Source organism: Micromonospora haikouensis (genome assembly GCF_000876225.1).
In the GTDB taxonomy this organism is placed as follows: Bacteria; Actinomycetota; Actinomycetes; order Mycobacteriales; family Micromonosporaceae; genus Micromonospora; species Micromonospora haikouensis.
The window spans coordinates 2,141,234-2,165,710 of record NZ_JXSX01000001.1 but is presented as its reverse complement, the minus strand read 5'-3'; the positions used below and the strand labels follow the sequence as shown (position 1 = coordinate 2,165,710).

Genomic DNA, 24,477 nt, shown 5'->3' with positions numbered 1-24,477 from the left:
CCCTAGCTGCCCGAGATCGCGCCGCCCGGCTCCCGGACGTGATCAGCCCCGCCCCGCGCGGCCGTCGTCGCCTGCTCCGCGTCCGAGCGGATGTCGATCCGCCAACCGGTCAATCGGGCGGCAAGCCGGGCATTCTGCCCCTCCCGGCCGATCGCGAGGGAGAGCTGGAAGTCCGGCACGGTCACCCGGGCCGTCCGGGTGGCCAGGTCGACCACCTCGACCCGCAGCGCCTTGGCCGGCGAGAGCGCGTTGCCGACGAAGGTCGCCGGATCGTCCGACCAGTCGATGATGTCGATCTTCTCGCCGTGCAGCTCGCTCATGACGGCGCGGACCCGCTGCCCCATCGGGCCGATGCAGGCGCCCTTGGCGTTGACGCCCGGCGTGGTGGAACGCACCGCGATCTTCGTGCGGTGGCCGGCCTCCCGGGCGATGGCCCCGATCTCCACGGTGCCGTCGGCGATCTCCGGCACCTCCAGGGCGAACAGCTTCTTCACCAGCGCCGGGTGGGACCGGGACAGGGTGATCTGGGGGCCGCGCATGCCCTTGGCGACGTGCACCACGACGCAGCGGATCCGCTCGCCGTGGGCGTACCGCTCGCCGGGGACCTGCTCCGACTGCGGCAGCACGCCCTCCAGCTTGCCCAGGTCGACGCTGACGATGCCCTTCTCGCTGCGCGCCTCGTGCGCCTGCACCACGCCGGTGACCAGGTCGCCGTCGCGGCCGACGTACTCGCCGAAGTGCACCTCGTCGGTGGCCTCCCGCAGCCGCTGGAGGATCACCTGCTTGGCGGTCATGGCCGCGATCCGGCCGAAGTCGTGCGGGGTGTCGTCCCACTCCCGCACCACCGTGCCGTCGTCGTCCAGCTCCTGGGCGTAGACCAGGGCCGCGCCGGTCTTGCGGTCGATCTCGACCCGGGCGTGCGGCTCGGCCCCGTCGGTGTGCCGGTAGGCGGTCAGCAGCGCGGTCTCGATCGCCGCGAGGATCGTGTCGAACGGGATCTCCCGCTCGCGCTCGAGTGCGCGCAGCGCCGCGAGGTCGATGTTCACCTCTCCTCGTCCTCCACATCATCTTCGTCGTCGATGTCGTCAATGTCTGAGCTGTCGCCGGACTCGTCGTCGGCGACCTCGTCGAGCTCGTCGTCGGCCACCTCGTCGAGGCGGTGGAACTCCACCTGCACCCGGCCGGGGCCGAGCTCGGCGTGGGCGAACTCCGCGCGGCCGGAGTCGGTCTCCAGCACCACGCGCTCGTCGTCGGCCTCGACCACCCGGCCGGTGACCTGCCGGTCGCCGGCGGGCTGCTCGGCGCGCTGCCCGGGCAGCGGGGCCCGGACCGTCACCTTCACCAGCCGGCCGACGTTGCGCCGCCAGTGCCGGGGCAGGGTGAGCGGGCGGTCCACCCCGGGGGAGCTGACCTCCAGCTGGTATTCGCCCGCCAGGATGTCGCCGCCGGACTCCTCGGCCGCGTCGAGCGCGGCGGAGACGGCCCGGGAGACGTCGGCGACGGCGTCCAGGCTGATCCCGCCGTCGGCGTCGACGATCACCCGCACCACGTGCCGGCGGCCGGCCCGGGAGACGGAGACGTCCTCCAGGTCGTACCCGGCCCCGTTGACCACCGGCTCGATCACCGCGCGCAACCGCGACCGCCGCGCGGCGAGGTCCACCCGGGGGCCGCCGACGCGGTCACCACCACGAGGGCCGTCGGTGCGCCGGGGTCTCCCCGTCGGCCCCGTCGACCTGGTGGTACGGCCCCGTTGCGTCATCTGGCGCACCCCTTCGTGAACGACGACGCCCGGTCGGGACGCCATGCCGGCACGCCACCGGGGCAGACGCGCCGGTGGCTGCGCAGAGCGTAACGCGCCTGCGGCACGGCGGGCCGGGCGGCGCACCGACGCCCCTGACCCACGTGTCCGCTCCGATGGTGTTGACTTGTCCGGTGGCAAGGCGCAGAACGACACCGCACGACCGAGCACTCGGGCATTCCCGGCGAAACCTCCTGCGCGCGGGCGCGCTCCTGGCGCTCGGCGGGGCCGTCGCGCCGCTGACCGGCTGTGACCTTCTCGACCGGGGCGACCGGCGGGACCAGGCCCCCGACCCGCTCGAACCCCTCGCCACGCAGGCCCGCGAGCTGGCCGCCCGGCACCGCGCCGCCCTGGCCGCCGACCCGGGCCTGGCCCCGCTGCTCACCCCGATCGCCGACGCCCACGAGGCGCACGCCGCCGAACTGGCGAAGCTGACGGGCCGCCCGGCGGCCTCGCCGGGGCCGTCGCCGGAGGCCACCACCGGCGGCGACCGGGCGGCGGTGCTGGCCGCGTTGCGCGAGGCCGAGCAGGGCGGGCGCGAGGCGGCCGCGAAGCTCTGTGCCGAGGCCCCGGCCGACCGGGCCGCCCTGGTGGGCTCGATCGCCGCCGCGCGGGCGACCCACGTGGAGGCGCTGAAGTGAGACACCGCCAGGCACCGTCCGGCCCGGCCGAGGCCCTGGGCGGCGCGCTCACCGCCGAGTACGCCGCGGTCTGGGCGTACGGGGTGATCGGGGTACGCCTCGCCGACGCCGCCCGCACGGCCGCCCGCCGCGCCGAGGCGGCGCACCGGTCCCGGCGGGACGCGCTGGTGCTCCAGCTCAGCGCGGCCGGCGGCACCGTCCCCGCCGACAAGGCCGGATACACGCTGCCGTTCCCCGTCACCGACACCGCGAGCGCGCTACGGCTGGCGGTGGAGGTGGAGGAACGCACCGCCGCCTTCTGGCGCGCGGCGCTGCCGCACACCACGGGCGAGGACCGCAACCGGGCCCTCGCGGCGTTGACCGACTGCGCGGTCCGGGCCACCCGGTGGCGGCGCACCGCCGGGGTGACTCCCGTCACCGTGGCCTTCCCCGGCCGCCCCACCTGACCGCGCTGACCGGGACCGCAGCGTTTGCGCTGGTCGCCCCGGTGGGATCCGCGATTGCGGGCGGCATACCAGGTATGCATACTTCGGAGCCATGTCCATCCGTCACGGCCTGCTCGCGCTCCTCGAACGCGGCCAGATGTACGGCTACCAGCTCCGGGCCGCGTTCGAGGAGTCGACGGGCTCGACCTGGCCGCTGAACATCGGGCAGGTCTACACCACCCTCTCCCGGCTGGAGCGGGACGGGCTGGTCCGGCCGCTGCCGGAGAGCGAGGCGGGACAGCGGCCGTACGAGATCACCGACGCCGGGCGGGCGGACCTGGCGCTGTGGTTCGCGACCCCGATCAGCCGCACCGACCGCCCCCGCGACGAGCTGGCGATCAAGCTCGCCCTGGCCCTGACCACCCCGGGGGTCGACGTGCGGGCGGTGGTGCAGACCCAGCGCACCGCGACCATGCGGGCGTTGCAGGAGTTCACCCGGTTGAAGTACGCCAGCGACCGTCCCGAGGACCTGCCCTGGCGGCTGGTGCTGGACGCGATGGTGTTCCAGGCCGAGGCGGAGATCCGCTGGCTGGACCACTGCGAGACGAGCCTGGTCCGGCACCGGCCCGCCCCCGGGCCCGGCGGGCGCGCCGGTCCGGGGCGGCCGGCGGAGGCGGACCGGGACGGCGAGGAGGCGCGGCGATGAGCGGGACGGGCGGCGCGCCGACGACCCGCCCCGACCCGCCCGACCCGCACCACGGCCCCGGCGGCCCGGCGGACCAAGGCAGGCCCGTCGACCGGGCCGGCCCCGGCACGGCCGCCCGCCCCGGCGACGACCCGCACGGGCCGGCGACCACGGCCGTGCTCGACGTCCGCGACGTGCACCGCACCCACGGCAGCGGCGACGCCGCCGTGCACGCCCTGCGCGGGGTGAGCCTCACCGTCGCCCCCGGCGAGCTGGTCGCGGTGATGGGCCCCTCCGGCTCCGGCAAGTCCACCCTGCTCGCCCTCGCCGGCGGCCTGGACGGCCCGACCGCGGGCGAGATCCGCGTCGAGGGGCAGGCGCTCGGCGCGCTGGATCCCCGCGCGCTGGCCCGGCTGCGCCGCCGGCGGATCGGCTACATCTTCCAGAACCTGAACCTGCTGGGCAGCCTCACCGCCGCCGAGAACGTCGCGCTCCCCCTCGAACTCGACGGCGTCGGCGTGCGCCACGGGCGGCGGGCGGCCCGGGCGGCGCTCGCCGAGGTGGGCCTCGCCGAGCTGGGCGACCGCTTCCCCGACCAGCTCTCCGGCGGGCAGCAGCAGCGGGTGGCCATCGCCCGGGCCCTCGTCGGCGAGCGGCGGCTCGTGCTGGCCGACGAGCCGACCGGCGCGCTGGACTCGCAGACCGGCGAGGCGGTGCTGCGTCTGCTGCGCCGCCGGGTCGACGCGGGGGCCGCCGCCGTCCTGGTCACCCACGAGGCCCGGCACGCGGGCTGGGCCGACCGGGTGGTGTTCCTGCGCGACGGGGTGATGGTGGACTCGACGGCCCCGCTGGGCGGCGTCGAGCAGCTGCTGGCCGGCAGCGGTCGGTGAACAGCGAGCGCCACCCCGCCCGCGTACGGCGGTTGCTGGCGGCGCTGCGCTCGTGGCGGGCCGCGCTGCGCATCGCCCGGCGGGAGGCGCGCCGGGCCCGTGGCCGGACCGCGCTGGTGCTCGCGATGATCACCCTGCCGGTGCTGGGGCTGGCCCTCTCCGCCGTCAGCTACGACATGGCCGAACTGAGCCGGGCCGAGCGGATCGACCGGCGGCTCGGGGCCGCCGACGCGGAGCTGCGCTGGGTCGCCGAGGGCCCGGTGGCGCAGGACGCCTGGGGCGACACCACCTACCAGCGCGACGGCGTGCCGGGGCGGACGCGCCCGGTCACCGCCGACGAGCTGACCGCCCTGCTGCCGGCCGGGAGCCGCGTCGCCGAGGTCCGCTGGTGGGTGCCGTTCGAGGCCCGCGCCGGGGGCCGGCGCGAGACGGTCGACGGGCGGCTGCTTAACCTGACCGACCCGGTGCTGCGGGGGCAGGGCCGGGTGCTCGCCGGCCGCGCCCCGACCGGGGTCGACGAGGTCGGGCTCAACCGCGCGGCGCTGCGCCGGCTGGGCGCGGCGCTCGGCGACCGGATCGCCCCGGCCGACGGGTCGGCCGAGCGGACCGTGGTCGGGGTGGTGGAGTTCCCCGACAACCTGCGACCCACGGTTGCGCTGCCCCCCACGGACCGACCGGGCGACCCGCGCGGCGAGTCGAGCTGGCTCGTCGACCTGCCGGCCGACGCCGGTCCCGGGCTGACCGAGCGACTCAACGCGCGCGGGATCGTGGTGGTCGCCCGCACCCCGGCGCCGCACCCCACGGCGGAGCCCGCGACCGCGGGCGTCGCGCTCAGCGCCGAGGACACCGGCACCACGCTGCTGGTGGCCGGCCTCGGCCTGCTCGAGGTGGTGCTGCTCGTGGGGCCGGCGTTCGCCGTCGGCGTGCGGCGTCGCCGCCGCGACCTCGCCCTGGTCGCGGTGGCCGGCGGCGACGCCGCGCACCTGCGCCGCATCGTGCTGGCTGACGGGGTGGTGCTGGGCTGCGCGGGGGCCGCCGCCGGGCTGGCGCTGGGTGTCGCCGGCGCGTTCGCGGCCCGGCCGCTCATCGAGGAGTACGTCTTCGGGGCGCGCTTCGGGGCGTACCGCGTCTTCCCGGCCGCGCTGGCGGCGATCGCCGCCGTCGCGGTGCTGGCCGGGGTGCTCGCGGCCCTGGCGCCGGCCTGGACCGCCGCGCGGCAGGACGTGGTGGCCGGGCTGGCCGGGCGGCGCACCGCGCCGGAGCACCGGCGTCGCTGGCCGCTGATCGGGGCGCTGCTGGCCGTCGTCGGCGTGGCGGTGGCCGCACTCGGGGCCACCCGGGGTGTCACGGTCGTGCTCTTCGCCGGGGTGGTCCTGGGCGAGCTCGGGCTGGTCTTCGTCACCCCGACGCTGGTCGGGGTGCTCGCCCGGGCCGGCCGGTGGTTGCCGCTCGCGCCCCGGATCGCGCTGCGCGACGCCAGCCGCAACCGTTCCTCGGCCGCGCCGGCGATCTCGGCGGTGATGGCCGCGGTCGCCGGCAGCGTCGCCCTCGGCGTCTACGTGGCCAGCGACAGCGCCCGCACCGACGCCAGCTACCTGCCGGCCATGCCGTACGGGCACGCCATGGTCATCGGCCCCGGCGACGGGACGGCGCTGTCGCCGGTGCCCCGGGTCGCCGAGGTGGTCGCCGCGACGCTGCCGGGCAGCACGGTGGCCCGGGTCGACGCGCCGGCCTGCCCTGCCCCGTTCGGCGACGGCGAGTGGTGCGACGTCCGGGTGGAACTGCCGGCCGGGCGGGCCTGCCCGTACCAGGTGGAGCAGTTGCGCGACGCGGCCGTGCGGGCCCGCGCCCGCAGCGACCCGCGCTGCAGCGGGTGGGTGGAGGGCGGATACCCCTCGGGCTACTCCGTGCCCGTCTCGGTCGACGACGGCGACGCGCTGGCGGCGCTGACCGGGGCCGGCCCCGAGGAGGTGGCCGCCGCGCGGCGGGTGCTGGCGGCCGGCGGCGCGGTCGTCACCGACGAGCGGTACCTGCTCGCCGGCCGGCTCACCCTCACGGCGACCCGGGTGGGGGACGCCCCAGAACCCGCGGTGATCGGGACCGCCACCGTCCCCGGGTACGCGCTGCGCGGCGGCGTCGGGGTGGACCAGCTCACGGTGTCCCGCGCCGCCGCCGCCCGGCTCGGGCTCGACACCCGCCAGATCGGGTACGCGGTGGCCACCGCCGCCGCCCCGACCTCCGCCCAGCAGGACCGCCTCGACGTCGAGCTGCGCCGGCTCGGCCGGCTCGACGTGATCGTCGAGCGGGGGACGTGGGGCAGCGACGAGCGGTCGCTGCTGCTGGTGCTGGCCATCGGCTCCGGCCTGATCACGGTGGGCGCGGCGGCGGTCGCCACCGGCCTCGCCGCCGCCGAGGGGCGGGCGGACCTGTCCACCCTCGGTGCCGTGGGCGCCAGCCCTCGGATGCGGCGGGTGCTCTCGCTGTGCCAGGCCGGGGTGATCGCCGTGCTCGGCTCGGCGCTGGGCATCGTGGTCGGGCTGGGCACGGCGGTGATCATCCTGGTCGCCCTGAACCGCCGGATCGCCACGGCCTGGCCGGTGCAGGAGCCGTACCCGATCGTGGTCCCGTGGCTCACGCTGGGCGTGCTGGTGGTGGTGCCGCTGGTGGCGATGGCCGGCGCGGCCCTGTTCACCCGCTCCCGGCTGGCCGTCGAGCGCCGCCTCGACTGACTGCCGCCCAGGCGGCACACTGGCCGCGTGTCCGCTATCGGTACCCTGACCCGCCGCCTCGGCCATCACCGCTGGTTCGGCGCCACGATCCGGCTGCTCGTCCCCGTCGACCGGGCGGTCGGCCGGCTCACCCGGGGGCGGGTGGTCGCGCTGGGCCTGGTCCCCTCGCTGGTCATCACCACCACCGGCCGCCGCTCGGGCCTGCCGCGCAGCAACCCCCTGCTGTACGTGCCGGACGGCGACGCCTTCGTGGTGGTCGGCTCCAACTGGGGGCAGCAGCACCAGCCCGCCTGGGCGCTGAACCTGCTCGCCGACCCGACCGCCGAGGTCGACGTGCGGGGGCGACGACTGGCGGTGCGGGCCGAGGTGGCCACCGGCGCGGAACGCGACCGGCTCTGGAGGCTGCTGACCACCGAGTGGCCAGCGTACGAGACGTACGTCGAGCGGGCCGGCGGGCGGGAGATCCGGGTCTTCCGCCTGGTGCCCCGCTGACCGGGCCGGCACCGGGCGCGGCGGACCGGGCGGTCCCGCCGCCGGTTGACTAGGGTGGAGCCGCGTGGAGCCTTACCAGGACGACCCCCGGTGGTCGGTGGCGGAGCGGGTCGCCGCGACGGCCCGGCGGCGCTTCCCGGCCGACGTCCTGGCCGTGGCGGTGCACGGCCCGCTGGCCCACGGCGACGACGACGGCGGCGGGGACAGCGAGGTCGGGCTGCTGATCGCCACCTACCGGCCCGGCACGGGGCCGCGACCGGCGACCCGTCGGGTGGACGGGGTGCTGGTCGACCTGACCGTCACGGCCGCCGACGACCACCTGGAGCGGGCCCGGTCGATCACAGCGCTGTGGCCGCTGGTCGCCGACCGGTACGTCACCACCCGGGCGCTGCACGACCCGACCGGATGGTTGCCGGCCCTGCGCGACGAGCACCTGGCCACGCTCGCCCGGGCCCGGCCGGCGGAGTTCACCGGCGCCGCCCGGCAGGCGTGGTACAGGGGCTGCGCCGCGCACGCCCGGGCCGCCCGGCTCGCCGGGTGGTACGAGACGGACCAGGCACTGCTGATGCTCGGCGAGGCCCGGCTCGCGGCGGCCACGGTCAACGGGCTGCTCGGCCGCACCTACTTCCGGGACCCGGGCGACGCGGTGCGCCGCACCGGCCTGGCCGGGGCGGACATGACCGAGGTCGGCGCGGTGCTGGCCCGGCAGGCCGAGGAGCTGGCCGCCCGGGGCCGCCCCGTGGACGGCACCGTCGACGACCTCCTCGCCGGCTGACCGGCGCGCCTGCCTACAGGCCGCCCTGGATGCCGATGAGCGTGCCGACCAGGTACGTCGCGGCGGCCGCCGCCGCGCCGAGGAGGAGCTGCCGCAGGCCGCTGCTCCACCAGGCGCGGTTGGTGAACCGGGCCACGATCGCCCCGGCCGCGAAGAGCCCGACCCCGCCGACGGCCAGCGCGAGCCACAGGCTGGTGGCGCCGAGCAGGTAGGTCAGCAGCGGGATCAGCGCGCCGACCGAGAAGAACAGGAACGACGAGATCGCCGCCGCCCACGGGCTGGGCTGGTCGTCCGGGTCGACGCCCAGCTCCTCCCGGACGTGCACCCGCAGCGCCTCCTCCGGGTTGGCCCGCACCGCCTCGGCGACCTGCGTGGCGAGGTCGCGGGACAGCCCCCGGGCCACCCACGCGTCGGCCAGCTCGCGGGCCTCCGCCTCCGGGTGCCGCTCCAGCTCGCGGCGTTCCTTGGCGACCTCGGCGGCGACCTGCTCGTTGGCCGACCGGACGCTCGTGTACTCGCCGAGGCCCATCGAGATCGCGCCGGCGACGAGGCCGGCGACGCCGGTGAGCACGATGCTGTGCGGCGACACCCCGCCGCCGCCGACGCCCGCGATCAGGGCGATGTTGGTGACCAGGCCGTCCATCGCGCCGAACACGGCCGGCCGCAGCCAGCCGCCGGACACGTCCGCGTGGTGCGCCTCGCGCAGCGCCGCCGGGGTGTCGCTCACGGCAGGGTCAGGATCTCGTGGCCGTCCTCGGTGACGAGGATCGTGTGCTCGAACTGGGCGGTCCACTTCCGGTCCTTCGTGACGACCGTCCAGCCGTCGTCCCACATGTCGTACTGGTGGGTGCCGAGGGTGATCATCGGCTCGATGGTGAACGTCATGCCCGGTTCCATCACGTCGGTCGGTCGGGGGCTGTCGTAGTGCGGCACGTAGAGGCCGCTGTGGAAGGCCTCCCCGATGCCGTGGCCGGTGAAGTCGCGGACCACCCCGTAGCCGAACCGCTTGGCGTACGACTCGATGACCCGGCCGATCACGTTGATCTGCCGGCCCGGGGCGACCGCCTTGATCCCCCGCATCATCGCCTCGTGGGTCCGCTCGACCAGCAGCCGGGCCTCCTCGTCGACCTCGCCGACGCAGAAGGTGGCGTCGGTGTCGCCGTGCACCCCGCCGATGTACGCGGTCACGTCGACGTTGACGATGTCGCCGTCGCACAGCACGGTGGAGTCGGGGATGCCGTGGCAGATCACCTCGTTGAGGCTGGTGCAGCAGGACTTCGGGAAGCCCTTGTAGCCCAGCGTCGACGGGTAGGCCCCGTGGTCGCAGAGGAACTCGTGCACCACGCGGTCGATCTCGTCGGTGGTCACCCCCGGCTTGCAGTGCTCGCCGGCGAGCTGCGTGGCCTGGGCGGCGAGCCGGCCGGCGACCCGCATCCGCTCGATGGTCTCCGGGGTCTGCACGTGCGAGCCGGTCCACTGCCGGGGCTGCTTCTTGCCCACGTACTCCGGTCGGACGATGTGGGGCGGCACCGGTCGCGTCGGGGTGAGCGTGCCGGGGGTCAGCGGCGCACGGACGGTCATGGCGCAAGCCTATCGCCGGCCGGGCGGCGGGCGGCGCGGCCGGGTGCCCGGCGGTGGCGGCGGCCGACCCGTGGCCTCGGCCGACCGGTTGTTGCCGAGCCACCTCCGCTGTGCCATCGTGTTCTGCGTGGATCAAGGGGGTGCCGCTCCCGTCTTCTCCGCCCGCACGGAGACCGACGGCGACCACGTCCGCGTGGTGGTCGTCGGCGAGGTGGACATGGCCACCGCCGACACGATGCTCCAGGCCGCGCTACGCGAGCCGGCCGGTCGGGTGACCCTCGACCTGCGGGAGGTCACGTTCTTCGACTCGGCGGCGATCCACGCCGTGGTCCGGCTCGCCCAGCGCTTCCCGGGCGTGCTCACCGTGCTGCCGTCGCGGCAGGTCCGCCGGGTGCTGGAGATCTCCGGCCTGGCCGGTCAGGACTGGGTCGCCCCCGCCTGAACCCCGTCCGGCGAGCTGAGCCCCGGCGAGCCGCGCCCCGGCCCGCGGCCAGCACGGCCGAGGCCCGCCGGGCGCGCTCAGTTCCGCAGCCGCCGGCGCAGCGTCACCTGCGTCCCCTCGGCGGTACGGCTGACCGTCAGGTCGCCGAGGGCCCTGATCAGCGCCAGTCCGCGCCCGCGGAAACCCGCGCCGGTCGACTCCCGCCACTGCCCGCTGTCCCGGACCGTCGCCACCACCGTGCCGTCGGCGATGGTCACCTCCACGCCGATGGTCGGCTCGGCCGGGCAGACCGGGTGCTCGATGGCGTTCGCGGCGGCCTCGGAGACCGCGACGGTGAGGTCGAACAGGTCGTTCTCGCCGACCCGGTGGGCGGTGAGGAAGTCCTCCAGCCGCCGACGCAGCACGCTCAGCCGGGTCGGGTCGGCGGGCAGCCGCAGCGCGAACCGGTTCGGTTCGGTCGCCTCCAGCGCGAGCACCGCCACGTCGTCGCGCAGCGGACGCGCGGCGACCCGCTCCACGACCGCGTCGACCAGGTCGGCGACGTGCTCGCCGCCGGCCGCGTCGGCGCGCAGTTGCGCGAGGGCCGCGTCGAGGCCGAGCTGCCGGTCCTCGATCAGCCCGTCGGTGTAGAGCAGCAGCCGGGCCCCGGGGGCCAGCGCGTCGTCCACGGTCCGGTACGACGCGCCGGGGATCGCGCCGACCGGCGGCCCGAGCGCGCGGTCGTGCAGGAACGCCACGTCGTCTCCTCGGATCAGCAGGGGGGACGGGTGCCCGGCGCTGGCGTAGCGGAGCCGGCCGGTGCGGGGCGAGAACCAGAGGCAGACCACGGTCGCGAACGACGGCTGCTCCGCCGAGCCCACCAGCCGGTTGAGCCGGGTCAGCGACTCGCCGGGGTCGTAGCCCTCCAGCACGTACGCCCGAAGCGCGTTGCGGAGCTGGCCCATCGAGGCGGCGGCCCGCACGCCCTTGCCGACGACGTCGCCGATGACCAGGACCAGCTCGTCGTCGTCGAGCCGGATCACGTCGTACCAGTCGCCGCCGACCTCGACGTCGGCGCTGCCGGGCAGGTAGCGGCTGGCCACCACCGCGCCGGGCAGCCGGGGCAGCGACCGGGGCAGCAGGCTGTGCTGGAGGGTGGTGGCGACGCGGTGCTCGGCCTCGTAGAGCTGGGCGTTCTCCAGCCGCACGCCGACCAGCCGGGCGAGCTGGGTCAGCGCGGCGTGGCCGGGGTCGGCGGCGTCCTCGGCGTGGCCCCAGACCCGCAGCTCGCCCAGCGTCTCCCCGGCGCTGCCGGTCAGCGGCAGCACGACGGACGGTTCGACGGCGGCCGTCCCGCCGCCGTCGGCCTCGTAGCGGGCCCCGCTGGAGGTGACCACCACCCGGGCGGCCTCGGCGAGGCCGAGCGCGTGCCGGGCGGCCACCTGGAGCACCTCGGCGGTGGTGCGGGCGGTGTTCACCGCGACGGCGGCGTCGGCCAGGGCCCGCAGCCGCCGGATGATCTGCCCCCGGAGCTGGCCCAGCTCGACGTTGGCCCGGACCCGGGCGATCAGCTCCTCGCCGGAGAAGGGTTTGGTCAGGTAGTCGTCCGCGCCGACGGCGAGGCCGGCGACGGCCTCCGCCGAACCGGCCCGGGCCGACAGCAGCACGATGGGCACGTGCCGGGTACGCGGGTCGGCGCGCAGCGCGGTCACCAGGCCGAAGCCGTCGAGCCGGGGCATCATCACGTCGGTGAGCACCAGGTCGAAGGGTGCCTCCACGGCCCGGCGCAGCGCCTCGACGCCGTCCGGCACGGCCACCACCTCCCACGACGGGCGCAGCAGCCGGGTGACGTGTTCGCGCAGGTCGGCGTTGTCGTCGGCGAGCAGGATGCGGCCCGCCGCGGCCCGCTCGCCGCCGGTCGACCCGGCCGCCTCCCCGGCTCCGGGCCGACCCGGCGCGCCGGTCCACAGCGCGGTCTCGGCCGCGAAGAGCCGGGCCTGCCCCAGCTCCGGCGGCGCGGCCGGCGCGTCGGCCGCGACCCGGTCGGCGGGCAGGTGGGCGGAGCCGAACGGCACGGTCACGGTGAACGTGCTGCCCCGGTCGGCGACGCTGGTGGCCTCGGCCCGGCCGCCGTGCATCTCCACCAGCTCGCGGACCAGCGCCAGCCCGATCCCGGTGCCCTCGTGGGTGCGGGAACGGACGCCGGGCACCCGGTGGAACCGCTCGAAGACGTGCGGCAACTCCTCGGGCGCGATGCCGACGCCCGTGTCGGCGACCTCCAGCCGGGCCGCGCCGTCCACCGCCCGGACGCGGACCCGCACCTCGCCGTCGAAGGTGAACTTCACCGCGTTGGCGACGAGGTTGAGCACGATCTTCTCCCACATGTCCCGGTCGACGTACACCGGCGCGGGCAGCGGCGGGCAGTCGACGACCAGGCGCAGGCCGGCGCGTTCGGTGGCCGAGCGGAAGGTGCTGGCCAGCCGGGCGGTGTAGTCGGCGAGGTCGGTGGGCTGGTAGTGGGCGGCCAGCCGGCCGGACTCCAGGCGGGAGAAGTCGAGCACGGTATTGACCAGCTTGAGCAGGCGCAGCGCGTTGCGGTGCATCATGGTGAGCCGGTCGAGGTGGGGATCGGGCAGCGTCGGGTCGGCGAGCAGTTCCTCCAGCGGGCCCAGCACGAGGGTCAGCGGGGTGCGGAACTCGTGGCTGACGTTGGCGAAGAAGTTCGTCTTGGCGCGGTCGAGCGCGGCCAGTTCGGCGGCCCGGTCCCGCTCCTGCTCGTAGGCCCGCTGCCGGCCGACGGCGCGGGAGAGCTGGGCGGCGATCAGGTCGAAGAAGGTGCGGTACTCGTCGGTGAACGGCAGCCGGGCGGAGACGCCCACGACGAGCGCCCCCACCGGCTCGTGGGTCGCGGTGACCGGCAGCACCAGCGCCTGCGCGGCGGCGCCGGCGTCGAGATGCGGCAGCAGGTCGGCCACGTCGATGGTGGTGGCGGACCCGCCGTCGGCGACCCGGCTCACCGTCGCGGTGGCCGCCTCGCCGAGCGGCAGCGGCGCGACCGCCCCGTCGGCGTCGTCGGCGCCGCCGCGCCCGGCGGGGGCGGGCAGCCCGGTGCCGCTGCGCCCGGCGGGGGCGGGCAGCCCGGTGCCGCTGCGCCCGGCGGGGGCGGGCAGCCCGGTGCCGCTGCGCCCGGCGAGGGTGAGCTTCCCGGCGTCGTCGCGCAGGTAGAGCAGGGCGAACGGCACGTCCGCCCGGTGCCGGTCGAGCACCCCGGCGGCGGCCCGGCCCAGGGCCGCGACGTTCTCCGCCTCGGCCAGGTCGGAGCCCAGCTCGGCCAGGGCGCGCAGCCGGCGCTCGCCGAGCACCCGCCCGGTGGTCTCGTTCACGAGGCAGAGGACGCCGTCGATGCCGCCGTCGGCGGCGCGGATCGGGTCGTACGAGATGTCGAAGTAGACGTCCTCCAGGAAGCCGTGCCGGTGCAGCACGAAGGGGTGGTTCTCGCCCCGGTACGGCTCGCCGGTCTTGTGCACCGAGTCCAGCAGGGGCCCGAGCACGTCCCAGGTCTCCCGCCAGTGCTCGTTGGCGGGCTGGCCGATGGCGTGGGGATGCTTGTCGCCGATGGTGGGCAGGTAGGCGTCGTTGTAGAAGGCGCGGTGCTCGGGGCCCCAGAACATGACGATCTGCGCCCGGGAGGAGAGCATCATGGCGACCGCGTGGCACAGCGCCGGCGGCCAGCCGGACGGGGCGCCGAGCGGGCTGGCCGCCCAGTCGAAGCGGAGCAGGCGTTCGCCCATCTCGCCGCCGGCGGCGCACGCGGCCGTGAGCAGCGGCGGGAACGTCTCCGCGACGGTCCCGACGGACGGATGCTGCCCGTCCTCGCCCCCCTGGGCCGAGCTCATGCATCCTCCCGCGCCGGCCGTCACCCCCGGCGACCGCATGATCGCCGCCGCCGTGCCCCGCCTTGTACCCAGACGGACCAGCAACGTAACGCATCCCCGCCGTGATGCGCTGGTTACCCGCGTCTCATCCGCACGGGACGCCGCCGGGGGTCAGAAGACCGACAGGCCGTCGATGCTCGCGGCGTTCTTCGTGGCCCGGTAGGTCACCAGGTCCTCGGCGGTGCGGCGGGAGTGCGCGCGGATCAGCAGGTCCCGGTCGCCCTCGTACCGCATCAGGGGGACGGCGTACCCGCAGGAGTCGCTGACCCGGTCGACGTCGACGGTGATCACCGCGCGGGCGGAGTGCAGGTCCGGCGGGTCGGGGAAGTCGGCGAGCCGCTCGGCGAAGCCGGCGTCCTCCACCGTCACCGCCGTGCCCCGGCCGTGCAGCCGGACGATGTTCGGCGGCCCGGCGAAGGCGCAGAACATCAGCGTGATGCGGCCGTTCTGCCGCAGGTGGGCGATCGTCTCCGCGCCGCTGCCGTGGAAGTCGATCCAGGCGACCCGGTGCGGGCCGAGGACGACGAAGGTGCCGCGCATGCCCTTCGGCGAGACGTTGACGTGCCCGTCGGCCCCGGAGGGCGCGGTGGCGACGAAGAAGACGGCCTGCTCCTCGATGAACTCGCGTAGCCGCCCGTCGATGGCCTCGTGAACCTTCATGTCGCCATCCTGGCACCGCCTACCGAAAAGTGGGACAGCACTTCCCGCATGACGGGAAGGCGGGGCCGGGACGCGTGCCGGCCCCGCCGCGCCTCACAGCGGGGTGACGTACGCGCCGGTGATCCCGCCGTCGACCACGAACTGCGCCGCCGTCATGAACGAGGAGTCGTCGCTGGCCAGGAACGCCACCGCCGCGGCGATCTCCTCCGGCTGGCCGAACCGGCCCATCGGCACGTGCACGAGGCGGCGGGCGGCCCGCTCCGGGTCGGCGGCGAACAGCTCCATCAGCAGCGGGGTGGCGATCGGCCCGGGGCACAGCGCGTTGACCCGGATGCCCTCCCGGGCGAACTGCACGCCCAGCTCCCGGGTCATCGCCAGCACCCCACCCTTGCTCGCCGTGTACGCGATCTGCGAGGTGGCCGCCCCCATCAGCGCCACGAACGACGCCGTGTTGATGATCGAGCCCTTGCCCTGCCGGCGCATGTGCGGGATGGCGTACTTGCAGCACAGGTAGACGCTCGTCGTGTTGACCCGCAGCACCCGCTCCCAGGCGTCGAGCCCGGTCTCCAGGATCGAGTCGTCGTCGGGCGGGGAGATGCCCGCGTTGTTGAACGCCACGTCCACCCGGCCGTGCCGCTGCGCCACCCCGTCGAACAGCTCCCGCACGGCCGCCTCGTCGGCCACGTCGCAGGCGACGAACTCGCCGCCCACCTCCTGCGCGGCCCGCTCGCCCGCCGCCGCGTCGACGTCGACGCAGACCACCCGCGCCCCCTCGGCGGCGAACCGCCGCGCCGTGGCCAGCCCGATCCCGCTGCCCGCACCGGTCACCACCGCGACCCGGTCCTGAAGCCGTCCCTGCATCTCACTCCTCCGTGCTGATGAACACGTTCTTGACGTCGGTGAAGGCGTGCAGCGCGTCCGGGCCCAGCTCGCGGCCCAGCCCGGAACGCTTCATCCCGCCGAACGGGGTCCAGTACCGCACGGAGGAGTGCGAGTTGACGCTGAGGTTGCCCGCCTCGACCGCCCGCGCCATCCGCAGGGCCCGGCCCACGTCCCGGGTCCAGATCGAGCCGGACAGGCCGTACTCGGTGTCGTTGGCCAGCCGGACCGCGTCCGCCTCGTCGTCGAAGGGGAGCACCGACACGACCGGGCCGAAGATCTCCTCCCGCCAGTGCCGGTCGGCCGGGGAGTCGGCGAGCAGCACCGTCGGGGCGTACCAGAAGCCGGGGCCGTCGGGGCGGGAGCCGGTGAACGCCACCCGCGCCCCGTCGACGTACCCGGCGACCCGGTCCCGCTGGGCGGCGGAGATCAGCGGGCCCATCTCGGCCGTCTCCCGCGCCGGGTCCTCCACCCGCAGCGCCCGCACGGCCGGCTCCAGCAGCTCCAGGAACCGGTCGTACGCCGGGCGCTGCACCAGGATCCGCGACCGGGCGCAGCAGTCCTGGCCGGCGTTGTCGAAGACGGCGTACGGCGCGGTGGCCGCCGCCCGCTCCAGGTCGGCGTCGGCGAAGACGACGTTCGCGCTCTTGCCGCCCAGTTCCAGGGTCACCCGCTTCACCTGGGCGGCGCAGCCGGCCATGATCCGGGTGCCGACCTCGGTGGACCCGGTGAAGCAGACCTTGCGTACGGCCGGATGGGTGACGAACCGCTCGCCGACCACGTCGCCTCGGCCCGGCAGCACGGTGAACACGTCCTCGGGCAGGCCGGCCTCGCGGCCCAGCTCGGCCAGGCGCAGCGCGGTCAGCGGGGTCAGCTCGGCCGGCTTGAGCACCACCGTGTTGCCGGCGGCGAGCGCCGGGGCGAACCCCCAGGCGGCGATGGGCATCGGGAAGTTCCACGGCACGATCACCCCGACCACGCCCAGCGGCTCGTGGAAGGTGACGTCCAGCCCGCCGGGCACGGGGATCTGCCGCCCGGTCAGCCGCTCCGGCGCGCCCGCGTAGTAGTCGAGGACGTCGCGGACGTTGCCGGCCTCCCAGCGGGCGTTGCCGATGGTGTGCCCGGAGTTGCGCACCTCCAGCAGCGCCAGCTCCTCCAGGTGCGCGTCGACCAGGGCGGCGAACCGCCGCAGCAGGCGCGCCCGCTCCCCCGGCGGCATCCCCCGCCAGCGCGGAAACGCGGCGGCGGCCCGCGCGATGGCGGCATCGACCTCGCGCTCCCCCGCAGCGACGACCTCCCCCAGCACCGTTGCGCTGGCGGGATCGACCACCCGCGTCACGTCCCCCACCCTGCCCCCTCCCTCTCCAGCTCCCGCGATCTTGCAGTTTCGGCCCCCGCAAATGCCGCCAAGCTCCCATAGCAGGGGCCCCAACTGCAAGATCGCGGGAGAGAAAAGGGTGGGTCAGAGGCGCTCGAAGCCGCGTTGGAGTTCCCAGTCCGTCACTGCGGCGTCGAAGGCGCGCAGCTCCACTCGCGCCATGTTGGCGTAGTGGGCGTGGACCTCGTCGCCGAAGACCGCGCGGGCGATCGTCGAGGACTCCCACAGGCCCAGCGCGTCGCGCAGGGTGCCGGGGACCCGCTCCGCGGCCGGATCGTCGTACGCGTTGCCGGTGCACTCCTCGCCCAGCTCCAGCTCCCGCTCGATGCCGTGCACCGCCCCCGCCACCAGGGCGGCGATCGCCAGGTACGGGTTGACGTCCGCCCCCGGCACCCGGTTCTCCACCCGCATCCCCTGGCCGTGGCCGACCAGCCGCAGCGCGCAGGTGCGGTTGTCGGTGCCCCAGCGCAGCGCCGTCGGGGCGAACGACCCCGGCTGGTAGCGCTTGTAGGAGTTGACGTTCGGGGCGAACAGCAGGCTGAACTCGCGCATCGTGTCGAGCAGCCCGGCCAGCACCCGCTGCCCGGTGACGCTCAGGTGCGCGGGCCCGTCGCCGAGCATCGCCGAGCGCCCGTCGGCGTCGCGCAGCGAGAAGTGGATGTGGCAGGAGTTGCCCTCCCGCGCGTTCGGCTTGGCCATGAAGGTGATCGACATGCCCTCCTGGGCGGCGATCTCCTTCGCCCCGTTCTTGTAGATCACGTGGTGGTCGGCGCAGGCCACCGCCTCGTCGTAGCGGAAGGCGATCTCGTGCTGGCCGAGGTTGCACTCGCCCTTCGCGCTCTCCGGGGTCAGGCCCGCGCCGGCCATCTCGGTGCGGATGCGCCGCAGCAGCGGCTCCACCCGGGAGGTGCCGAGCAGAGAATAGTCGACGTTGTACTGGTTTGCCGGGGTCAGCTCGCGGTAGCCGCGCCGCCAGGCGTCCTCGTACGAGTCGCGGTAGAGGACGAACTCCAGCTCCGTGCCCGCGTACGCGGTCAGGCCGTGCGCGGCGAGCCGGTCGAGCTGACGGCGCAGGATCTGCCGGGGCGAGGCGACCACCGGGCCCGACCCGTCCAGCCACGCCAGGTCGGCCAGGAGCATCGCCGTCCCCGGCTGCCACGGCACCCGGCGCAGCGTCTCCAGGTCGGGCACCATGGCGAAGTCGCCGTACCCGCGCTCCCAGCTCGACATCGCGTAGCCGTCGACGGTGTTCATGTCGACGTCGACGGCGAGCAGGTAGTTGCACCCCTCGCTGCCGTTCTCCACCACCTGGTCGAGGAAGAACGGCGCGTGGAACCGCTTGCCCTGCAACCGGCCCTGCATGTCGACCAGGGCCAGCACCACGGTGTCGAGCTTGCCGGCGGCGACCGCCGCCCGTAACTCTTCGAGGGACAGCGGTGCTCTGCTCATGCGCGGGCCTCCATCACCAAGGTCTACTGCCTGACCGGATCACCGTCAATGCCCGCGCCGGAGCCGTCGGCAAACCCCTCGACCGTACGGCGGGGGCCGGTGAACCACTTGCGCGCCGAGGCGTACCACCAGACGGCGACGACGAGCAGCACCCCGCCCACGGCGAGCGGCGCGTAGTTGACCGCCGACCAGCTGAAGTCGGCGTGGCCGGGCACCCCGGCGGGCACGATCGGCAGCACGAAGTAGACCGAGATGATCGCGATCTCGACCACCGCGACCCAGCCGAGCACCTTGTAGCGGCGGCCGAGCGTCCACGGGCCGGGGGTGAACCGGTCGCCCATCCGCAGCCGCAGCACGATCGGGATGACGAAGGAGAGGTAGAGCCCGATCACCGCGACCGAGACCACCGCGTAGAAGGCCACCGGGATCCCGGACGGGCTCTCGTAGAGCGCCGGCAGGGTGAGCACCAGCCCGGCCACGGTCGCGCCGACGATCGCGTTGACCGGGGTGCCGTTGCGGTCCACCTTCGACCAGAGCCGCCAGCCCGGCACCGCCCGGTCCCGGCTGAACGCGTACGCCATCCGCGACATCGACGTCACACAGCTCATGCCGCAGAAGAACTGCCCGATGGTGGAGACGATGATGACGGTCTTGAAGAAGAACGGGGTGAGCGCCGTTTCGAAGATCGCCCCGGAGAACCCGCCGGCCGCGTTGATCGCGTCCACGTCGGTGGCGGCGAACAGGAACGCGAGCAGCAGGATCCAGCCGCCCACCGCCGAATAGAAGATCGACCGCCACAGCCCCTGCGCGGCAGCTTTCGACGCGCCCCGGGTCTCCTCCGACACGTGCGCGCAGGCGTCGAAGCCGGTGATCGTGTACTGGGTGAGCAGGAAGCCCAGCGGCAGCACGTAGAACCAGAAGGTCCACCCACCGGTGCCGCCGTCACCGAAGCCGGAGTTGTCGAACCGCTCGGTGAAGACGAACTGGAAGCTCTGGTGCTCCTCCGGGACGAACACCAGGATGGCGACCACCGCCGCCGCGCCGGCCACGTGCCACCACACCGAGACGTTCTGGAGTACGTCGATGATCCGGTGCCCGAAGATGTTGATCAGCCCGTGCAGCGCCAGGATGATCACGAACAGCACGAACGCCTGCCGCAGCGTCCCCGCCCAGCCGTCGAACAGCGCCGACAGGGTGAGATTGAGGAACGTGGCGCAGCCGTAGTCGACCGACGCGGTGACCGCCACCAGGCCGATCAGGTTGAGCCAGCCGGTGAACCAGCCGTGCACCGGCCGGCCCATCTTCGCCGCCCACCAGTAGATGCCGCCCGCCGTCGGGTACGCCGACACCAGCTCGGCCAGGCAGAAGCCGATGACCAGGATGAACAGCGAGATCAGCGGCCAGCCCCAGGAGATGGCGACCGGCCCGCCGTTGTTCCACGCCTGGCCGAACGTGGTGAAGCAGCCGGCCAGGATCGAGATGATCGAGAACGAGATCGCGAAGTTGGAGAAGCCGCTCCACTTGCGGCGCAACTCCTGCTGGTAACCGAGTTCGGCGAGCCGGCGGGCGTCGTCGTCCATCGGCTGTTCGGCGGTCGGCGCGGGCGTCGTGGCCACTGCACACCTCCTGGCGAGGATTGCCGGAAACGCGTGCGCCCGAGTCTCGTCCCGCCGATCACGATGGTCAATACGCCACGGCCTGCCGCCCGGGGCGCGCCGCCGCCGGGCGCGGGACGCCGGCCAACCGGCGCAGCCCCGCCGGCTGCACGTAGATCGAGCGGCGGGCCACGGCGTCGCCCCGCGCGTCCACCTCGTAGCCGTCCAGCCACAGCCACCCGTGGTAGGTGTGCCAGTCCTCGTGGACGCGGATCACCCGGAAGAAGATCGGCCGGACGAACTGCACGCTGGCGGCCCGCGTGACGTGCAGCAGGTCCCCGCAGGCCGGCTTCCTCGACGTCGTCTCAGCCATCGCCGCCCCGCTGCTCGCCCCGCGCCGGCAGGACCATGTCGAGCCACCCGAGGTGCCGCGCCTCCAGCTCCGGGTCGAACGGCAGGCCGCGCCGCCTGCGCTCCTCGACCCCGAGCCGATACCAGTCACCCATGTACGCCACGAGCAGGTCCCCCATGCCGGCGAACTCGACGAGGCTCGCCACCTGCCGCTCGAAGCACGGCCACGGCCTGCCGCAGGTGAAGCAGGGACCGCCCGCGTACCTCGGTGGGTGCTGGCCCGTCACCGCCCCCGCACCTCCGGCCCCGGGCGGACCGGCGGGGAGTCGCGGATCGCCTGCACCCGGACCATGACGACGCGCTCCCGGCCCGGCGTGCCGTCGGGGCGCAGCTCCAGCCCCTCCAGCCGCACCCACCGCGACGCCAGGAAGTTCGCGTACCGGGGCACGTAGGTGACCTTCAGCCGCAGCACCACCTGCCCGATGCAGTAGTCACACGGCTGAAGCGTCAACACGTCACCCACCATGACCAGCGGATTCACTGTGGACACCCCGAGTGCCGCCCGCCACGATGCCTGCGCATGCGCCCTCCCTGACTCGAAGACCGGGCGGGCAACACCCTGCACACCGGCCCGCCGGGTGACAGTCTGCTGATCGCGGAACTACGCTGAGAAGCCATCGCGCCTGGTCCCGGTGCACGTCTGGAATCACCTCGCCGCGCTCGGCAGCCCTCGACGACGCCCGGCAGGACCGGGCGACGCCTGGCGATCACGACGAAGATCTGGAGAAGGCATGGAAAGCGAACAGACCGCCGATCTGATACGCACGCAACTCCGTCGCATCCGGACAGCCGCCGGCCTCAACCAGGAGGAACTCGGCCGACGTGCGAACTACTCCGCCTCGACGATCTCGGCCGTGGAGACCGGCACCCGGCCGCTCGACAAGGCGTACGTCAAGCGAATGGACGAGGTGCTCGACACGGGCGGCCTGTTCGAGTCCCTGCTGCGAATGGCCGAACGGGACGGCCAGCCCTCGTGGTTCCGCCCCTGGCTGGAGGCCGAGCGCAACGCCACGCAGCTCCGATACTTCAACCCCACGCTCGTCCCCGGCTTGCTCCAGACCGAGAACTACGCCCGCGCCGTGCTGCGCTTCGACGACACCAAGCCCGAGGCGGAAGTCGAGCGGCAGGTCGCGGCCCGCCTGGAGCGACAGGAGATCCTGGTACGCGAACACCCGCCCCAAGTGATTGCCGTGATCGACGAGGCAGCCCTACGCCGCACCGACGCCATCATGGCCGAACAACTCGCCCACCTGCTGCGAATGGCCGACCTCCCCCACGTCCACATCCACGTCATCCCCGCCGATGCTGGCTTGCATGTCGGGCTGTCCGGTCCGCTCGCGTTGGCAAGATTGGCAGACGGTAGCTGGGTGGGACATATCGACAATCAGCTTGGCGGCTCAGTGGTCAACGGGGACGAAGGAGTGGCTACCCTTCTGACAAGGTGGGAGGGCGTTCGGGGACTCGCCCTTCCGCGCAACCTCTCGGGTGCCCTGGTGAAGGAAGTAGAGAGCCAACATGGACCTCAGTAGCGCAAACTGGAAGAAGTCCACCCGAAGCAACACCGCTGGCGGCGAATGCGTTGAGGTGGCCGACAACCTGACCGGTGTGGTCGCCGTCCGCGACAGCAAGGACCCGTCGGGTCCAGTGCTCGCCTTCTCCCCGCAAACCTGGCGCGCGTTCGTCGAGCACACCAAGCACCCCTAGCCTCGCCCTGGCCCGCGCGCGAGGCCGCCCGCTGACAGCGCAGCCTCGCGTGCGCCGCCGAACGGTCGCAGCCAGGAGGCGATCTTGTGGTGCAAAGTGAAGGAAAACGAGGTAGTTGATCTTTAGCGCCCCAGGTCAGCAAGCCTGCTCCCCGCGCACGCGGGGGTGATCCGATGAAGTCATGTCATTCACCTTTGGTACACACCTGCTCCCCGCGCACGCGGGGGTGATCCGGTGGCGGAGTTCAAGGGCGTCGGGGACTTCCTCTGCTCCCCGCGCACGCGGGGGTGATCCCTACGTCGTGCAGGGCACCTCCCAGGCCGTCCCCTGCTCCCCGCGCACGCGGGGGTGATCCCTGGCCCTGGGCGTCGTAGACGGTGATGCCCAGCTGCTCCCCGCGCACGCGGGGGTGATCCCGACCGGCCGGCTGGGCAGGGCTGCATTTGGCCCCGCTCCGCGCGCAGGCGGTGGTGATTCGAGCGCCACGGCAGCCGCGCACCGCTCCACCGGCTACTCCCTGCGCCGCCGAGGTAATCCGCAAGAGTCCATGTCATCTAGCACCCACGCAGGAACAACTGGCTAGACCAGCCAGGCGGGCCGCTGGAAGATTAACCCCCGCGTGCGCGGGGAGCAGGTGTCCGTCGCCAACGGCGTGAGGGAAGTGACCGGATCACCCCCGCGTGCGCGGGGAGCAGCACTGGGCGGTTGCCACCATGGCGCCGCGTCCGGGATCACCCCCGCGTGCGCGGGGAGCAGGGCGTCCAGGCCCTCGGCCTCGGCGACCTGCCGGGATCACCCCCGCGTGCGCGGGGAGCAGTTGATCGCGCCGGTCACGACCGACACGATCCCGGGATCACCCCCGCGTGCGCGGGGAGCAGTTCTTCGCGGCCTGGGCGGCCTTGCCGGTGCCGGGATCACCCCCGCGTGCGCGGGGAGCAGCGGTCGAGAAACGCCTCCACCTTCGCCATTCGAGGATCACCCCCGCGTGCGCGGGGAGCAGGATAGCGATACCGCCTGCCGCGAGATAGGGCATGGATCACCCCCGCGTGCGCGGGGAGCAGAATGGTGCTGCGGTCGCCGCCGAGTTGAGGGCGGGATCACCCCCGCGTGCGCGGGGAGCAGGCTGCCGCGTGGAACGCCGCGTCGCCGGCCCTGGGATCACCCCCGCGTGCGCGGGGAGCAGCGCCGATAGAGGCTGTTGTACGACGCCGCCCAGGGATCACCCCCGCGTGCGCGGGGAGCAGGCTTCCTGACCTGGGGCGCTAAAGATCAACTACCTCGTTTTCCTTCACTTTGCACCACAAGATCGCCTCCTGCGAGAGTCGACTTCTGAGGCAAGTAGAGCGAAGACAGCCTAACGGGCATGTCGATGTCTGGGAGAAGCACAGCACCCGCCCTCAGACAGTAGGCAGCAGGATCGCCGCCACCAGAGACGGATCGCGTCGCTGCCGACAAGCGAGGTCCGCATAGATCTTGGAAGATTTGGGCCCTCAGAGGGGCCACCTTCTTCCAAGATCTCGCAGTTCCGGCGTCGGGCGGCATCCCGAAGCCGCCCTTGGGCGGGGCAAGCGCGCAAGATCGTGCTCGATCCACGAAAGTGTGGCTTCCCACCGGCAGTATGGGGACTCTTTCCCTGATCGAGCACGATCTTGCTCCCCGGCTGCCAAGCCCGCCGCCAGAGAGTGCTCGTACGGACCGTTAGCACGTCAGGGGTTCGCCGGGGCCCGCCCGCGCAGGGATCAAGCCTGACCGCCCGGAGCGGGCGGGCCCCGGCGAACCCCCACCACGACGCACCGCAACGAACACACCCCACCACGACGCACCGCAACGAGCTCGCCCCACCCCCGTACCCAAGTAATCGCCTTGCCCCGAGCGGGCCGTCACGCGCATCCTTGAGCCCGTGACCAGGCCCGATCCGGACGGGCCCCACCGGGCGCTCGGCAACGCCCGGCCGCGGCGGCGCGGGGCGTTCACCTCTCTCTCACACGCGGCGCACCGCCCCGCGCCGCCGCACCGGCCACCCCCGACG

At 74.2% G+C, this 24,477-nt stretch carries 23 protein-coding genes and 1 CRISPR repeat array; of the genes, 10 read left to right on the top strand and 13 right to left on the bottom strand.

Translation table 11 applies throughout. The annotated features are described in order from the left end of the window. Nucleotides 1-2: 2 nt before the first annotated feature. Together nusA and rimP are read right to left on the bottom strand one after the other, a co-directional pair. Nucleotides 3-1,046: a transcription termination factor NusA gene (gene nusA, locus TK50_RS09520; RefSeq protein ID WP_043962410.1), complete on the bottom strand. Its 1,044-nt coding sequence runs from the start codon at nucleotides 1,044-1,046 to the stop codon at nucleotides 3-5. After that, entirely contained in the window at nucleotides 1,043-1,759 is a 717-nt protein-coding gene (gene rimP / locus TK50_RS09515) for a ribosome maturation factor RimP (protein ID WP_043962409.1), read from the bottom strand. The genes nusA and rimP overlap by 4 nt, the downstream gene beginning before the upstream one ends. Nucleotides 1,760-1,932: 173 nt before the next feature. Here rimP and TK50_RS09510 point away from each other — a divergent pair, with 173 nt between their 5' ends. The 7 genes from TK50_RS09510 (at nucleotide 1,933) to TK50_RS09480 (ending at nucleotide 8,435) form a co-directional block, all read left to right on the top strand. Further along, nucleotides 1,933-2,439, top strand: a complete 507-nt coding sequence (locus tag TK50_RS09510; RefSeq protein ID WP_199485990.1) for a hypothetical protein — start codon at nucleotides 1,933-1,935, stop codon at nucleotides 2,437-2,439. After that, nucleotides 2,436-2,885: a ferritin-like domain-containing protein gene (locus TK50_RS09505; RefSeq protein WP_043962408.1), complete on the top strand. Its 450-nt coding sequence runs from the start codon at nucleotides 2,436-2,438 to the stop codon at nucleotides 2,883-2,885. The genes TK50_RS09510 and TK50_RS09505 overlap by 4 nt, the downstream gene beginning before the upstream one ends. 91 nt (nucleotides 2,886-2,976) lie before the next feature. After that, on the top strand, nucleotides 2,977-3,570 hold the full coding sequence (locus TK50_RS09500; protein WP_043962407.1) for a PadR family transcriptional regulator: 594 nt from the start codon (nucleotides 2,977-2,979) through the stop codon (nucleotides 3,568-3,570). Next, complete coding sequence (locus tag TK50_RS09495; RefSeq protein ID WP_082106234.1) at nucleotides 3,567-4,439, top strand: ABC transporter ATP-binding protein; 873 nt, start codon at nucleotides 3,567-3,569, stop codon at nucleotides 4,437-4,439. Before TK50_RS09500 ends, TK50_RS09495 begins: the two co-directional genes overlap by 4 nt. Further along, nucleotides 4,436-7,168 carry an FtsX-like permease family protein gene (locus tag TK50_RS09490; RefSeq protein WP_043962406.1) on the top strand — a complete coding sequence of 911 codons (2,733 nt, stop codon included), beginning with the start codon at nucleotides 4,436-4,438 and terminating at the stop codon, nucleotides 7,166-7,168. The genes TK50_RS09495 and TK50_RS09490 overlap by 4 nt, the downstream gene beginning before the upstream one ends. Nucleotides 7,169-7,195: 27 nt before the next feature. After that, nucleotides 7,196-7,660 carry a nitroreductase/quinone reductase family protein gene (locus tag TK50_RS09485; RefSeq protein ID WP_043962405.1) on the top strand — a complete coding sequence of 155 codons (465 nt, stop codon included), beginning with the start codon at nucleotides 7,196-7,198 and terminating at the stop codon, nucleotides 7,658-7,660. A gap of 64 nt (nucleotides 7,661-7,724) precedes the next feature. Then, complete coding sequence (locus tag TK50_RS09480) at nucleotides 7,725-8,435, top strand: hypothetical protein (RefSeq protein WP_043962404.1); 711 nt, start codon at nucleotides 7,725-7,727, stop codon at nucleotides 8,433-8,435. Between the two features lie 13 nt (nucleotides 8,436-8,448). Here TK50_RS09480 and TK50_RS09475 read toward each other — a convergent pair whose 3' ends face one another. Further along, the gene (locus TK50_RS09475; protein ID WP_043962403.1) at nucleotides 8,449-9,162 is read right to left on the bottom strand and encodes a VIT1/CCC1 transporter family protein; all 714 of its coding nucleotides are present in this window, start codon (nucleotides 9,160-9,162) and stop codon (nucleotides 8,449-8,451) included. Continuing rightward, nucleotides 9,159-10,016 (bottom strand): type I methionyl aminopeptidase, encoded by an 858-nt coding sequence (map, locus tag TK50_RS09470; protein WP_043962402.1) that lies wholly within the window; start codon nucleotides 10,014-10,016, stop codon nucleotides 9,159-9,161. The genes TK50_RS09475 and map overlap by 4 nt, the downstream gene beginning before the upstream one ends. Nucleotides 10,017-10,143: 127 nt before the next feature. Here map and TK50_RS09465 point away from each other — a divergent pair, with 127 nt between their 5' ends. Continuing rightward, nucleotides 10,144-10,458, top strand: coding sequence for an STAS domain-containing protein (locus TK50_RS09465; protein WP_043964172.1), 315 nt, complete (start codon nucleotides 10,144-10,146; stop codon nucleotides 10,456-10,458). A gap of 77 nt (nucleotides 10,459-10,535) precedes the next feature. Here TK50_RS09465 and TK50_RS09460 read toward each other — a convergent pair whose 3' ends face one another. From TK50_RS09460 to TK50_RS09420, 9 genes are all read right to left on the bottom strand, one after another. After that, nucleotides 10,536-14,333: a SpoIIE family protein phosphatase gene (locus TK50_RS09460; RefSeq protein WP_043962401.1), complete on the bottom strand. Its 3,798-nt coding sequence runs from the start codon at nucleotides 14,331-14,333 to the stop codon at nucleotides 10,536-10,538. Nucleotides 14,334-14,483: 150 nt separating this feature from the next. Beyond that, a complete protein-coding gene (locus tag TK50_RS09455) occupies nucleotides 14,484-15,032 on the bottom strand; it encodes a pyridoxamine 5'-phosphate oxidase family protein (protein ID WP_043962400.1) in 549 nt (182 codons plus the stop codon). 93 nt (nucleotides 15,033-15,125) lie between these two features. Beyond that, entirely contained in the window at nucleotides 15,126-15,893 is a 768-nt protein-coding gene (locus tag TK50_RS09450) for a 3-oxoacyl-ACP reductase (protein ID WP_043962399.1), read from the bottom strand. Between the two features lies 1 nt (nucleotide 15,894). Continuing rightward, nucleotides 15,895-17,241 carry an aldehyde dehydrogenase family protein gene (locus tag TK50_RS09445; protein ID WP_043962398.1) on the bottom strand — a complete coding sequence of 449 codons (1,347 nt, stop codon included), beginning with the start codon at nucleotides 17,239-17,241 and terminating at the stop codon, nucleotides 15,895-15,897. 132 nt (nucleotides 17,242-17,373) lie between these two features. Further along, on the bottom strand, nucleotides 17,374-18,738 hold the full coding sequence (locus tag TK50_RS09440; protein WP_043962397.1) for a glutamine synthetase family protein: 1,365 nt from the start codon (nucleotides 18,736-18,738) through the stop codon (nucleotides 17,374-17,376). Nucleotides 18,739-18,761: 23 nt separating this feature from the next. After that, a complete protein-coding gene (locus tag TK50_RS09435; RefSeq protein ID WP_043962395.1) occupies nucleotides 18,762-20,354 on the bottom strand; it encodes an amino acid permease in 1,593 nt (530 codons plus the stop codon). 67 nt (nucleotides 20,355-20,421) lie between these two features. Continuing rightward, nucleotides 20,422-20,706 (bottom strand): hypothetical protein, encoded by a 285-nt coding sequence (locus TK50_RS09430; RefSeq protein WP_043962394.1) that lies wholly within the window; start codon nucleotides 20,704-20,706, stop codon nucleotides 20,422-20,424. Then, nucleotides 20,699-20,971: a hypothetical protein gene (locus tag TK50_RS09425; protein WP_043962393.1), complete on the bottom strand. Its 273-nt coding sequence runs from the start codon at nucleotides 20,969-20,971 to the stop codon at nucleotides 20,699-20,701. The genes TK50_RS09430 and TK50_RS09425 overlap by 8 nt, the downstream gene beginning before the upstream one ends. Beyond that, on the bottom strand, nucleotides 20,968-21,198 hold the full coding sequence (locus TK50_RS09420) for a hypothetical protein (protein ID WP_144420198.1): 231 nt from the start codon (nucleotides 21,196-21,198) through the stop codon (nucleotides 20,968-20,970). Before TK50_RS09420 ends, TK50_RS09425 begins: the two co-directional genes overlap by 4 nt. A 277-nt stretch (nucleotides 21,199-21,475) precedes the next feature. Here TK50_RS09420 and TK50_RS09415 point away from each other — a divergent pair, with 277 nt between their 5' ends. After that, entirely contained in the window at nucleotides 21,476-22,273 is a 798-nt protein-coding gene (locus tag TK50_RS09415) for a helix-turn-helix domain-containing protein (protein WP_043962391.1), read from the top strand. Further along, entirely contained in the window at nucleotides 22,260-22,448 is a 189-nt protein-coding gene (locus tag TK50_RS09410; RefSeq protein WP_043962390.1) for a DUF397 domain-containing protein, read from the top strand. The genes TK50_RS09415 and TK50_RS09410 overlap by 14 nt, the downstream gene beginning before the upstream one ends. A gap of 606 nt (nucleotides 22,449-23,054) precedes the next feature. Beyond that, nucleotides 23,055-23,692: direct repeats of the CRISPR family, unit length 28 nt; unit sequence GGATCACCCCCGCGTGCGCGGGGAGCAG. Between the last annotated feature and the right edge of the window lie 785 nt (nucleotides 23,693-24,477).